Here is a 12136-nt window from a genome sequence, read left to right on the forward strand (position 1 = left end):
GACTAAGAGCCGCGCTCAGTGAACCGGCCATCGCCTGTCAAAACCGATAACTTCTTCCTGCTGATCTTCCGGGCCCTTCGCGATAGACGCGTTCCGATAGCTCTGCGTATTGCCAGCCACAACGTGATTCTGGTCGCGTTGGCGTTGGTCATTTATGCAGTCGTCATGGGTTTGCAGTTCAAACAGGCCATGCACGAGCAAGCCGATGCGCTGGGTCAGAGCCTGACCACACAAACAGCCACGTCGGCCACCGAGTTGCTGGTGTCCAACGACATCCTCAGCCTCAACGTGCTGCTCAATAACCTGACGAAAAACCCGCTGGTGGCGCACGCCGCTATTTATAGCGTCGATAACCGCATCCTCGCTGAAGCCGGGCAACGCCCGAAAAGCGGCCTGCTGGGCGAAACCGAAGGCGTGTATCAAACCAAGATCACCTTTCAGGATGTGACCGCCGGGCATTTGCGTATCAGCCTGGACATGCACCAGTTCGAACAGCCGATGACCATCAGCTTGCAGAGCATGGGCATCCTGAGTGCCATTTTGCTGGCGCTGGCCTTGGCCTTGAGCTTGCGTTTGGGCAGGAACATTACGACACCTTTGTTGCAACTGCGTGTCTGGCTGCGTGAGCCGGACCCTTACACCCCGGCCATCAACCGCCAGGATGAAATCGGCGACCTCGCCCGCCAGTTGCACACACGCCTGGCCCCGCCAGCGCCTGAGCCGGAACCCGAGCCAGAACCCGAATACGACGACGAAGAAGCCGAAGACGACGAGCCGGCGTTCGAAGTGCGTAACTTGCGTGATCCGGGCTTTGATGAAACCCCGCCTGCACCGACGCTAAAAGCTGCGCCGCGTCAGGTCATCAGCGCCGAAGAAGACGAAAACGACGACGAAGACCCGTTTGCCGACCTGCGCGACACAGCGTCCGAGGCGCCAGCGCCGGTGGTCAAGGCCCAACCGGCCAAGCCTGCCGCACCGCAACCGAGTGCTGTACTGGCCGTGCAACTGGGCGCCCAGGAGCAACTGCGTCGCCTGCCACGTGCCCGCTTGATGGAACTGCTGGAGCGTTATCGCGATTGCCTCAACCAAGCGGCGTCGCTGTACCAGAGCGAGCTGCACACGCTGAACGATGGCAGCACGCTGATGCTGTTCCACAGCGACGACAGCGGCGAAGACTACCTGACCAACGCCATTTGCTGCGGTGAACTGCTACGTGCGTTGGGCCATGCCTTGCAGATCGAAGTCGCGGACAGCGGCATCACCCTGCAACTGCAATTGGGCCTGGTGTTGGGCGAAGGCCTGAGTGGCATGAGCCAGATCGACCTGCTGCTGACCGAAACCGCCCAGGACGCCCTGGCCTTGTCGCAACACAGCCGCAACCTGCTGCTGGTAGAGCGCAAGATCAGCGACGACGCACTGATTCGTCAGCGCGCGCGCATCCGCCCGATCGCCAGCCCCGAAGGCGCCTGCTGCGTTGAGCGCCTGATGGAGCCCTACCCGTCCATGCTCGAACGCCAACTGGCGCGGATGCACGAGAACCGCGGGTAGGCCACTCGGAACATCCTGTGGGAGCGGGCTTGCTCGCAATTGCCACGCCTCGGTGGGTCAGACGTACCGAGTCGACTGAATCGCGAGCAAGCCCGCTCCCACATAGAGGTTGACGTACCGGCCACACGCCAAAAAAAATCCCGCACACGTGCGGGATTTTTGTTTTCTGGCTATCACCTCAGAAGCGGAACACTTCCATGTCGGTGCGAATCGGTGAAGCCGTCGGGATCTTGGGCCTGTTCACGTCCTGCTTGGGCGCAGGCTTGGGCTCGGGCTTGCGTGGCTCGATCAACGGCGGCTGGTTGGCCAATGGCTTGAGCGCCACGGTCAGTTGTTCGCTCAGTTGCTGCAACAACTCACCTTGGGCGCGGACCTGATCGGCCGTGCTGCCATCGTGCTTCTGCTCAAGGTGCACCATACGGCTGTCACGCACCTGACCGCGACGGTCGAGCAAACGCCATTGGGCATCAAGGATCGCTGGCTGGTTTTTACCCGAGTCCAATCGGGTGATCGACAGCAGCACTTGCACGTCCGGGGCAAACCCCGCCGTGGCCGGGGCCAGTACCACGCGCTGGCTGTCCAGACGCCAGGCCAACTGGCGCACCAGCAACTGGTCAATGTCGGACGACAAACTGCCCGCCCAACGACCATCGGTCGCCGCGCTCAGGCTGCCATCGGTTTGGCGCTGCAACAGGGTTTCACGTTGCAGGTAATCAGCCACGGTCACCGGGCCAAGGAGTACGGCCATGCCAGCGCTTTGCTTGGGCTGGCCGGGGTTGCCGCTGTCCAGTTGGTACAAGGACGCTGGCTGGTGCACGCTGCACCCCGCCAGGCCAAGCACACCGGCCAGCAACGCAATTAAAGGAAGGCGCAGAACGTTCATCATTCCATCCAGGTGGCCGCCACACGGCACGCCACAGTGTCATTCTCAGAAAATATCGGGCACATCGCCATTAGCTGTGCGAAAGAGCGCCATATCATCCGTGAATATGCAGCCTGACTCCAGCGCCGCAGCGCCGATCTGCGCGAAAAAACCCAGATCGGCGCACCGTGCTTAGTTAGGCGTCTCTACCAACAGGGCGTCTACGCGCTGGAAGCCACGCGGCAGCTTGTTGCCTCGGCGCCCGCGCTCACCTTTGTAATGCTCAAGGTCATCGGCCTTGAGTGACAAGGTGCGCTTGCCCGCCTGCAATACCAGCGTGGCGTTGTCGGGCAGCACGGCGAGGTCGGTCACGTACTCTTCGCGACTGGCCACGCGCTCGCCCGCAATGCCGATGATCTTGTTGCCTTTGCCCTTGCCCAACTGCGGCAGGTCGCTGACTTTGAAGATCAACAGCCGGCCTTCGGTGGTCACCGCCGCCAGCCAGTTGTGCTCGCGGTCTGCCACAGGGCGCGGGACCATCACTTGCGCGCCTTTTGGCAGGGTCAGCAAGGCTTTACCGGCTTTGTTCTTGGCTTGCAGGTCTTCACCTTTCACCACAAAACCGTAACCGGCGTCCGAGGCGATCACGTACAGCGCGTCGTCGTCAGGCAGCAGCACGCATTCAAAGGTGGCGCCCGGTGGCGGGGCCAAACGCCCGGTCAGCGGCTCGCCCTGGCCACGAGCCGACGGCAAGGTGTGCGCCGCCACCGAGTAGCTGCGCCCGGTGGAGTCGATAAACACGGCAAATTGGTTGGAGCGCCCGGCCGCCGCGGTTTTATAACCGTCGCCAGCTTTATAGGACAACCCGGTGGCGTCCAGGTCGTGGCCTTTACCGCAACGTACCCAGCCTTTTTCAGACAGCACCACAGTGACGGCTTCAGTCGGGATCAGCTCGTTTTCCGACAGGGCCTTGGCTTCTGCACGGGCCACGATCGGTGAACGACGGTCGTCGCCGTAGGTTTCGGCGTCGGCCAGCAACTCGCTGCGCACCAGTTTTTTCAGCTTGGCTTCGCTGCCCAGCAAGGTTTGCAGCTTGGCTTGTTCTTTACGCAGGGCGTCTTGCTCGTCGCGCAGCTTCATCTCTTCGAGGCGGGCCAATTGGCGCAAGCGCGTGTCGAGGATGTAGTCGGCCTGGATTTCGCTCAGCTCAAAACGGGCGATCAGTTCAGCCTTGGGGTGTTCCTCGGTCCGAATGATGTGAATCACTTCGTCGAGGTTTAGATAAGCGATCAGCAAACCGTCCAACAGGTGCAGGCGGCGCTCGACTTTATCCAGACGGAACTGCAAGCGGCGGCGCACGGTTTGTACGCGGAACTCCAGCCACTCGACCAGTAAGGCACGCAGGTTTTTCAGCTGTGGCTTGCCGTCCAGACCGATGATGTTGATGTTGACCCGGAAGGTCGACTCCAGCTCAGTCACGGCGAACAAGTGCTGCATCAGCTCGTCGAGATCCACCTTGTTGTTGCGCGGGATGATCACGATGCGGCACGGGTTTTCGTGGTCGGACTCGTCACGCAGGTCGGTGACCATCGCCAGCTTGGTCGGCTTGGCCTGCATCAGCGCGGCGATTTGCTCCAGTACCTTGGCGCCCGACACCTGGTGCGGCAACGCCGTGACCACGATGTCGCCGTCTTCTACGTGATACACCGCACGCATGCGCACCGAGCCACGGCCGGTCTGGTAGATCTTCAGCAGGTCGGCACGCGGGGTGATGATTTCAGCTTCGGTCGGGTAGTCCGGGCCCTGAATGTGCTCGCACAGTTGCTCGACGGTGGCCTTTGGTTCATCGAGCAAACGCACGCAGGCGCTGGCGACTTCGCGCAGGTTGTGCGGCGGTACGTCGGTGGCCATGCCCACGGCGATGCCGGTGGTGCCATTGAGCAGAATGTTCGGCAAACGTGCCGGCAACACCGCAGGTTCATCAAGGGTGCCGTCAAAGTTCGGCACCCAGTCTGCCGTGCCCTGGCCCAGCTCGCTGAGCAGCACTTCGGAGTAGCGCGACAGGCGCGCTTCGGTGTAACGCATCGCCGCGAACGACTTGGGATCATCCGGCGCACCCCAGTTACCCTGGCCGTCGACCAAGGTGTAGCGGTAGCTGAACGGCTGAGCCATCAGCACCATGGCTTCGTAGCAGGCCGAGTCGCCGTGCGGGTGGAACTTGCCGAGCACGTCACCGACGGTACGCGCCGATTTCTTGTGCTTGGCGTCAGCGTCCAGCCCCAGCTCGCTCATGGCGTAGACAATACGCCGCTGTACCGGCTTGAGGCCGTCGCCGATGTGCGGCAAGGCCCGGTCCATGATCACGTACATGGAGTAGTTGAGGTAGGCCTGTTCTGTGAAGTCGGCCAGTGACCGGCGTTCTACGCCGTCCAGGCTGAGATCAAGGGAGTCGCTCATGCGGACCTCATTCAGTTCGTTGTCTGGCGCAACAGCATGGTGCCGTCGCGCTGGGTAAATTCAAGTTTGTTCAAAGCGCTCATGCCCAGCAGCACTTGTTCGCCTTCAAGCCCCGGCGCCGCCACCGCACGCACGTCGCGCAACACGATGGCGCCCAGTTGCAGGCGGTCGATTTGCGTGCGGTAGCCCTGAACCCGGCCATTGGCGGTGTTCAGGGTCACGGCGGCGCCCCTGGGCAATGCCAGTTGCCTGGCGAGTTCCTGCGGGACCGCCACATCGGTGGCCCCGGTATCGAGTAAAAATTCCACCGGCACGTTGTTGATCCGGCCGCTGGCGACAAAGTGGCCCTGCACGTTGCCGCGCAGGGTCACTTCGATATAGCCCTTGCCTTGCTGCGAGGCCACCTCGGTATTGGGGTTTTGCTGACGCTGCTCTACACGCCCGAAAAACTGGGTAGCCAGGTACAAACCGGCGCACCAGGCCACGATCATGAAGATGCGGCCCATCCCTTTACCCGGCGCCTGCTGGCTCATGACTTGGCGCTCCAGCCACCTTGCGGGGCAGCAAAGCGCCAGACAATCGGGCGTTTCTCGCCATCGGCGCGCACGTGGCTGCCGTTATCCACCCCGATCCACGCGCCTTTGGCGTCGATGACCAGCGCTTCGGCGTTGCCGTACGGGCTTTTGTACAAACGTTCTTTGGTCAAGGCGTCGTTGGCAAATGACCAGCAACGCTCGACTTCACCGGTGTCCAGAGTGCGACGGCACACGCGGTAGGCCATGCGTTCCAGGGTAAACAGCTTGCCCTCGAACAGCGCCAGATCAGAAAAGTCTTTCTGCTGGGGCTTGCCCTTGAGTTGCGGCGGTGGCTGTTCAAGGCCGCCTTCGCTCATCAACACGCAACCGTTTTCACAGTCCCACACGCTCTGCTTTTTGCGAATGGTCAGCAAACCCCGGCGCTCGCGCTCGGCCGCCAACCAGAGCTGCGTGCCCTGCGGGTTGACCACAATGCCTTCAAACAGCGCATTAAAGTGCAGCAACATGCCGCTGGCGCGGGCCTGACGCACCAGCGCCGGGTCGATTTTCAGCCAGGCCGGGGCGCCAATCGGCGGCACCCGCAGCACGGCAGCATGGGCTTCACTGACCACGTAACGGTTACCGGCGTCGTCGCAGGTGATGCCTTCGAAATCCAGATCGCCCCCGCGCAGCGGGCTGATGGCTTTACCCATCATGCGCACGCCCCACGGCAAGCCGCTTTCGGGCGCAGGCGGCACTTCAATGGCCACCGCCTCGGCCTGCCACAGCGGGTCGCGTGTATCGAGACGGTACAGTTGATCATCATCGCGATCAGACACGGCCCACATCTCGCCCTGGCACATCGCCAGGCCGGACAAGTTACCTCCGCGCATGCCTGCTACCGGATGCTCGGACTGCAGCGCCAGCTCTGGCCAGGTATCCGCCAGAACCGGGGCCGCAGTCACACACAGCAACGCCAGCAAGGCACTGCGCATCAGGCCAGCACCTGCGCCAGATCGCCTTTGGACTCAAGCCAGGACTTGCGGTCACCGGCGCGTTTTTTCGCCAGCAGCATGTCCATCATTTCTGACGTCGCGGCAAAGTCGTCGAGAGTGAGTTGCACCAGACGCCGGGTGTTCGGGTCCATGGTGGTTTCACGCAGTTGCGGCGGGTTCATTTCGCCCAGGCCTTTGAATCGCGTGACCTGCGGCTTGCCGCGTTTTTTCTCGGCCACCAGACGGTCGAGAATACCGTCGCGCTCGGCTTCGTCGAGGGCGTAGTAAATCTCTTTGCCCAGGTCGATCCGGTACAGCGGCGGCATGGCCACGTACACGTGACCGGCGTCGACCAGCGGCCGAAAATGCTGCACGAACAACGCGCAGAGCAAGGTGGCAATGTGCAGACCGTCGGAGTCGGCGTCGGCGAGGATGCAGATTTTGCCGTAGCGCAGCTGGCTCATGTCCGCGGCGCCCGGATCAACACCAATGGCCACGGCGATGTTGTGCACTTCCTGGCTGGCGAGGACTTCGCTGCCGTCGACTTCCCAAGTGTTGAGGATCTTGCCGCGCAACGGCAGGATGGCCTGGAACTCTTTGTCCCGCGCTTGCTTGGCAGAACCGCCTGCGGAATCACCCTCTACCAGAAACAGCTCGGAGCGCATCGGGTCCTGCCCGGCGCAGTCAGCCAGTTTGCCGGGCAAGGCCGGGCCTTGGGTGATGCGTTTGCGTTCGACCTTTTTGCTGGCCTTGAGGCGACGACCGGCGTTGTTGATCGCCAGCTCTGCCAGTTGCATGCCCAGTTCAGGGTTGGCGTTGAGCCACAGGCTGAACGCGTCCTTGACCACACCCGAGACAAACGCCGCCGCTTCACGGGACGACAGACGCTCTTTGGTCTGGCCGGAGAACTGCGGCTCCTGCATTTTCATCGACAAGACGAAGGCAATGCGCTCCCAGACGTCTTCGGGCGCCAGCTTCACACCACGTGGCAGCAGGCTGCGGAACTCGCAAAACTCACGCATGGCGTCGAGCAAGCCTTGGCGCAGGCCGTTGACGTGCGTGCCGCCCTGGGCGGTCGGGATCAAGTTGACGTAGCTTTCTTGCACGCTGTCGCCGCCCTCTGGCAGCCACAGCAGCGCCCAGTCGACGGCTTCTTTATTACCCGCCAGGCTGCCGCAGAACGGCTCGTCCGGCAGGCGTTCGAATTCGCTGACCGCGTCTACCAGGTACGAGCGCAGGCCGTCTTCGTAGTGCCACTCAACCTTTTCGCCGGTGCCTTTGTCTTCAAAGCTCACCAACAGGCCCGGGCACAACACGGCCTTGGCCTTGAGCACGTGCTTGAGGCGGCTGACCGAGAACTTGGGCGAATCGAAGTATTTAGGGTCCGGGGCGAAGTACACGCTGGTCCCGGTGTTGCGCTTGCCGACCGTACCGACGACTTCGAGGTCGGTGGCTTTATAGCCATCGGCGAAGGTCATCTGGTATTCGTTGCCGTCACGCTTGACCTTGACCCGCACTTGGGTCGACAAGGCGTTCACCACCGAGATCCCCACGCCGTGCAGGCCGCCGGAGAACTGGTAGTTCTTGTTCGAGAACTTGCCGCCCGCATGGAGCTTGGTCAGGATCAGTTCGACGCCTGACACGCCCTCTTCCGGGTGAATGTCGACCGGCATGCCGCGCCCGTCGTCGCTGACTTCCAGCGAGTGGTCGGCGTGCAGGATCACTTGCACCGATTTGGCGTGACCGGCCAGGGCTTCGTCGACACTGTTGTCGATGACTTCCTGGGCCAGGTGGTTTGGCCGGCTGGTGTCGGTGTACATGCCGGGGCGTTTGCGCACCGGGTCGAGGCCCGAGAGGACTTCGATGGCGTCTGCGTTATAAGAGCTAGCGCTGGGAGTGGCCATAGGGTCTCGTCGTTAGTCGTAAGTGAAAAATAAAGGCCATTCGACTCGCGCTTTAAAGCGCTGCGAAGTCGATGGTTTGATACTGAGGTGCCGCTATCCCGGCGAAACTCAACAGCCCCGGCAGTTGTTCGGCAAACCCTTGGTAGCTGTGATCGCCGCCGCCCTGAATCCGTAACGCGCACGCGGCGTAGTACTGTTCGGCATGGCGGTAATCCAGGGTTTCGTCGCCGGTTTGCAACCACACCTGATAACGCTGCGAGTCTTGCGGGGCCGGAACTTCCAGCGCTGCCAGGGCCAGCACGTGATCGTGGGTGAGCTCCCAGGTTTCGCCGCTGTAAAAGTTGGTTTGCGTGCCCAGGTAGCCGTCGAAGTGACGATGCGGGCTGACGGCCGGGTTGACCAGCAAGGCCTTGAGCCCATGCTGCTCGGCCAGATAGGTCGCATAGTAGCCGCCGAGCGAGCTCCCGACCAGCAGAGGACGGTCCAGTTCGCTGATTGCCGCCTGCAATTGCGCCATCGCCTCACGCGGATGGTGGTGCAAGGCCGGAACGCGCAACTGCTCACTCAGCCCGATGCGCTGCATCACGGTGGCCAGCTGGACGGCCTTTTTCGACTCGGGGGCGCTGTTGAACCCATGGATATACAAGATGGAACCCGACATGCAATAACCCCCGAGTACAGATTTAGCCGAACGCTGTTTCAAGAAAGACGCGCAGTTTAGCCTGACTCAAGGGCCCATGGCCGTTTCAAGATAATTCAGGCCCGCCCACTCAGTAATTGTTCGCGCTGTAATCGGGCGTGAACACAAAGTTATCCAGCCGCGACACGCCGGTGTCCAGCGCGCCATCGGGGTGCAGGCGGAGCCAGCGATAGCCGGGCGCCTCGCCGCTGACATCAAAGTCTGTGCTGCCCGGCGTGAACTGCACGCAGGTAGAAGGCGTTGCTAGCAAGCGCACGTTATTGCGGATCTGGTCGAAGGGCTGGTGGATGTGCCCACAGAGTACGGCACGCACCTGCGGGAAGCGATCCAGCACGGCCCAGAACTCTTTAGCGTTACGCAGACCGATTGGCTCTATCCATTCGCTGCCCACCGGCACCGGGTGATGGTGCAGGCAAACCAGATGATGACGCTGCGGCGCTTCGCTCACGGCCTTGGCGAGCAGCTGTAATTGCTCATCCTCCAGATACCCCGGCGTGGCGCCCGGCACCTGCGAGTTGAGCAAAATGATGCGCCAATTGCCGATGTCCACAACCGGGTCGAGCAGACGGGTTTGCACGGTGGCTTCGCGCATCTGCGCCAATCGGTCGTGATTGCCGGGGAGCCAGCGGGCATTGGCGCACAACGGCTCGCTCACTTGCCGAAACCGCTGATACGCCGCAACACTGCCGTCCTGAGCCAAATCGCCGGTGGCCAGCAGCAGATCGACCGGTGGCTGCTCGGCACGCGCCTTGTCGACCACCTGTTGCAGGCTCTGCGCCGTGTTCAGCCCCAGCAGCGAACCGTCTGCGTCGGCAAACAAATGGCTATCGGTCAGTTGCACCAGCAGCACCGAATGTTCGGTGGTCGGCGTGGAAGCGTTGGGCAAGGCGTTCTCCCGGTGGGTAGATAAATGGCGCGATTATGCCACTCCAGAACCCTCTGTAGGAGCGAGCTTGCCTAGCGATCTTTTGATCGTTAAAAGATCGCGAGGCAAGCTCGCTCCTACAGCAGGAAAGCCTAGCGGACTTCGGCGTACTCGTGCCCGCAGGCCAGGCAATGGCTCAGCCACTCACCCAAAAACACATTGAGCTGGGCCTTTTCGTCGGGCTGGTGCATCGCATCATTCGGGTAAGGATAGATGCTGCGAAAGCGCCGCGCATGTTCAGCGCCAATCACTTCGGCCATGCGCGCATCGTGGTACACCTGCACTTGCAGTTCCGGTACCGGCAGCCACGGCAGGCTGTGTTCCTGGCGCACGCGCAAGGTGCTGGTGTACGGGCAGTCGAGCATCACTTCAAGGGTCAGCACGCCGAGCATCTGCTCACCTTGAGTGACCGCGATCTGTCGCGCGCTCGGTTGCTCGCGCATGTCAGGCAATAAACGCATCAGCCGCGCATAGTTGGCTTCGCAGGCAGCCTGCAAGCCAATCAAATCAACCCGGTAGCGATCACGGACGCCATTTACTGCCATAACCCCCTCACTTCAGCGCGGTTAAGCGCCAGCCACTGCAGGGCAATAATGCTCGCCGCGTTAGAAATACGTCCATCACGCACCGCTTGCAGCGCATCTTCATACGCCCATTTAGTCACGCGAATGTCTTCGGCTTCTTCGTCCAGACCATGCAGGCCGCCCGCATTAGAGCTGTCGCAACGCCCCAGAAACACGTGCACAAATTCAGTGCTGCCGCCAGGTGACGGGAAATAACGGGTAATAGGCCATAACGCCGAGAACGTCAGCCCTGCTTCTTCTTCGCCTTCGCGGTGGGCGATGTCTTCGGGGTCATTTTCACCCTCCTTGTCGATCAGCCCGGCCACCAGCTCGATCAGCCACGGGTTGTCGATTTTGCCCAGGGCGCCAACGCGAAACTGCTCGATCAACACCACTTCGTCGCGCACCGGGTCATAAGGCAGCACACACACCGCGTCATGACGCACAAACACTTCACGACTGATCTCACGGCTCATGCCACCGGCAAACAGCTCATGGCGCAGGAAAACCCGGTCCAGTTGGTAAAACCCCTGGTAGCCGTTTTCGCGTTTTACGATCTCGACGGCGCTGGGCTTGGCCTTGGTGATGTCAGTCATGGAAAACCTCTTGCTGGCAAATTCACACCGGGGGTGACCCCACGGCATCGCGCATCCTAACGCGCCTGTGCTTGTGGATGCAGCCCCTTTTATAACGTGGGGATAGACGGATTGCCTGCAAACCAACTCTAATTGACACCTTCAAGCTTAGCGGCGAACTGACGCCCTTGTTGGCAGTCGAACGAGCCTGCGTTCACCTTTCTTTCGTTGATGAAGGACGACCATGTCACTTTTAAAACTGGCTTCCCTGACTTGCATCGCCCTCGCGCTGGGTGCTTGCCAGAGTGCTTTTCAACCCAAACCGCTGGCGTTCACCCCCGATGCCTCCGAGCAGGTCAAAGCGGGCTGCAAGGGCGATGACTGCCCGCTGGTCAACATTGAGACCGTGCACTTTGCCGCCGACCCGAAGCTGGACGCCCTGATCGAACAGCGCCTGCTGAAAATGACCGTCAACTCGCCGGACGACAAATTGGCGCCGTCGCTGAACGCTTACCGCGAGCAGTTCCTGCGCACTGCCGACACCCGCAACAGCATGTATTTGCAGGCCAAGGTACGTGAGCAGCATGACGACTTGGTGATCATCGAGCTGATCAGCTACCTGGACACCGGCGGCGCGCATGGCATGCCGGGCCGTGGCTTTATCAACTGGTCGCGTAAAGACCATAAAGAAGTGACCTTGCAAGACATGCTCCTGCCGGGTCAGGAAAGAGCCTTCTGGGGCGCGGCCAAAGTGGCGCACAACAACTGGCTGATCAACTCGCACCGCAGCAACGATGCGGAGTTCGTCAAAACCTGGCCGTTCCAGCAAACCCCGAACGTGGCGCTGCTTAAAGACAGCGTCTTGCTCAAGTACGACGTGTACAGCATTGCCCCGTACTCCGATGGCAACGTTGAGCTGAGCATTCCGTATTCGCGCTTGAACGGGATTATCAAGCCGGAGTGGTTGCCGGGTCGCGGCTAACCCAAAACGCCCAAAACGTCTGTAGGAGCGAGCTTGCCTCGCGATCTTTTAAAAAGATCAAAAGATCGCGAGGCAAGCGCGCGCCTACAGTGGGTTGTGGTTGTGGGTTT

General features: G+C 61.2%; 11 protein-coding genes. 2 read left to right on the plus strand and 9 right to left on the minus strand.

What is annotated here, in order from left to right; translation table 11 throughout:
* Window positions 1-18: 18 nt before the first annotated feature.
* The gene (locus QMX84_RS10410; protein ID WP_262124805.1) at window positions 19-1548 is read left to right on the plus strand and encodes an AhpA/YtjB family protein; all 1530 of its coding nucleotides are present in this window, start codon (window positions 19-21) and stop codon (window positions 1546-1548) included.
* Between the two features lie 178 nt (window positions 1549-1726).
* Here the strand turns inward: QMX84_RS10410 and QMX84_RS10415 are convergent, their stop codons facing one another.
* From QMX84_RS10415 to QMX84_RS10455, 9 genes are all read right to left on the minus strand, one after another.
* Window positions 1727-2431 carry an ABC-type transport auxiliary lipoprotein family protein gene (locus QMX84_RS10415; protein ID WP_262124806.1) on the minus strand — a complete coding sequence of 235 codons (705 nt, stop codon included), beginning with the start codon at window positions 2429-2431 and terminating at the stop codon, window positions 1727-1729.
* Between the two features lie 171 nt (window positions 2432-2602).
* The gene (gene parC, locus QMX84_RS10420) at window positions 2603-4867 is read right to left on the minus strand and encodes a DNA topoisomerase IV subunit A (protein WP_262124807.1); all 2265 of its coding nucleotides are present in this window, start codon (window positions 4865-4867) and stop codon (window positions 2603-2605) included.
* A gap of 11 nt (window positions 4868-4878) precedes the next feature.
* Window positions 4879-5400, minus strand: a complete 522-nt coding sequence (locus QMX84_RS10425) for a TIGR02281 family clan AA aspartic protease (protein WP_048366618.1) — start codon at window positions 5398-5400, stop codon at window positions 4879-4881.
* Window positions 5397-6377: an esterase-like activity of phytase family protein gene (locus QMX84_RS10430; protein WP_262124808.1), complete on the minus strand. Its 981-nt coding sequence runs from the start codon at window positions 6375-6377 to the stop codon at window positions 5397-5399. The genes QMX84_RS10425 and QMX84_RS10430 overlap by 4 nt, the downstream gene beginning before the upstream one ends.
* The gene (gene parE / locus QMX84_RS10435; RefSeq protein ID WP_282363773.1) at window positions 6377-8281 is read right to left on the minus strand and encodes a DNA topoisomerase IV subunit B; all 1905 of its coding nucleotides are present in this window, start codon (window positions 8279-8281) and stop codon (window positions 6377-6379) included. Before parE ends, QMX84_RS10430 begins: the two co-directional genes overlap by 1 nt.
* Window positions 8282-8333: 52 nt before the next feature.
* Window positions 8334-8942, minus strand: coding sequence for a YqiA/YcfP family alpha/beta fold hydrolase (locus QMX84_RS10440; RefSeq protein WP_282363774.1), 609 nt, complete (start codon window positions 8940-8942; stop codon window positions 8334-8336).
* A 109-nt stretch (window positions 8943-9051) separates the two neighbouring features.
* Window positions 9052-9867, minus strand: coding sequence for a 3',5'-cyclic-AMP phosphodiesterase (gene cpdA, locus QMX84_RS10445; RefSeq protein WP_282363775.1), 816 nt, complete (start codon window positions 9865-9867; stop codon window positions 9052-9054).
* A gap of 131 nt (window positions 9868-9998) precedes the next feature.
* Window positions 9999-10451: a DUF1249 domain-containing protein gene (locus QMX84_RS10450; protein WP_048366623.1), complete on the minus strand. Its 453-nt coding sequence runs from the start codon at window positions 10449-10451 to the stop codon at window positions 9999-10001.
* Window positions 10442-11065, minus strand: coding sequence for an NUDIX domain-containing protein (locus QMX84_RS10455; protein WP_123751141.1), 624 nt, complete (start codon window positions 11063-11065; stop codon window positions 10442-10444). Before QMX84_RS10455 ends, QMX84_RS10450 begins: the two co-directional genes overlap by 10 nt.
* Window positions 11066-11288: 223 nt before the next feature.
* Here QMX84_RS10455 and QMX84_RS10460 point away from each other — a divergent pair, with 223 nt between their 5' ends.
* Window positions 11289-12026: an RsiV family protein gene (locus tag QMX84_RS10460; protein ID WP_048366625.1), complete on the plus strand. Its 738-nt coding sequence runs from the start codon at window positions 11289-11291 to the stop codon at window positions 12024-12026.
* Window positions 12027-12136 lie beyond the last annotated feature (110 nt).

This window comes from Pseudomonas sp. PS01297, assembly GCF_029959305.1.
Lineage (GTDB): Bacteria > Pseudomonadota > Gammaproteobacteria > Pseudomonadales > Pseudomonadaceae > Aquipseudomonas > Aquipseudomonas helleri.

Bases quoted from the DNA above. Each gene is read 5' to 3' on its own strand.
- QMX84_RS10415 (WP_262124806.1), bottom strand. From the start codon at position 2,431: ATGAACGTTCTGCGCCTTCCTTTAATTGCGTTGCTGGCCGGTGTGCTT.
- parC (WP_262124807.1), bottom strand. From the start codon at position 4,867: ATGAGCGACTCCCTTGATCTCAGCCTGGACGGCGTAGAACGCCGGTCA.
- QMX84_RS10425 (WP_048366618.1), bottom strand. From the start codon at position 5,400: ATGAGCCAGCAGGCGCCGGGTAAAGGGATGGGCCGCATCTTCATGATC.
- QMX84_RS10430 (WP_262124808.1), bottom strand. From the start codon at position 6,377: ATGCGCAGTGCCTTGCTGGCGTTGCTGTGTGTGACTGCGGCCCCGGTT.
- parE (WP_282363773.1), bottom strand. From the start codon at position 8,281: ATGGCCACTCCCAGCGCTAGCTCTTATAACGCAGACGCCATCGAAGTC.
- QMX84_RS10440 (WP_282363774.1), bottom strand. From the start codon at position 8,942: ATGTCGGGTTCCATCTTGTATATCCATGGGTTCAACAGCGCCCCCGAG.
- QMX84_RS10450 (WP_048366623.1), bottom strand. From the start codon at position 10,451: ATGGCAGTAAATGGCGTCCGTGATCGCTACCGGGTTGATTTGATTGGC.
- QMX84_RS10455 (WP_123751141.1), bottom strand. From the start codon at position 11,065: ATGACTGACATCACCAAGGCCAAGCCCAGCGCCGTCGAGATCGTAAAA.
- QMX84_RS10460 (WP_048366625.1), top strand. From the start codon at position 11,289: ATGTCACTTTTAAAACTGGCTTCCCTGACTTGCATCGCCCTCGCGCTG.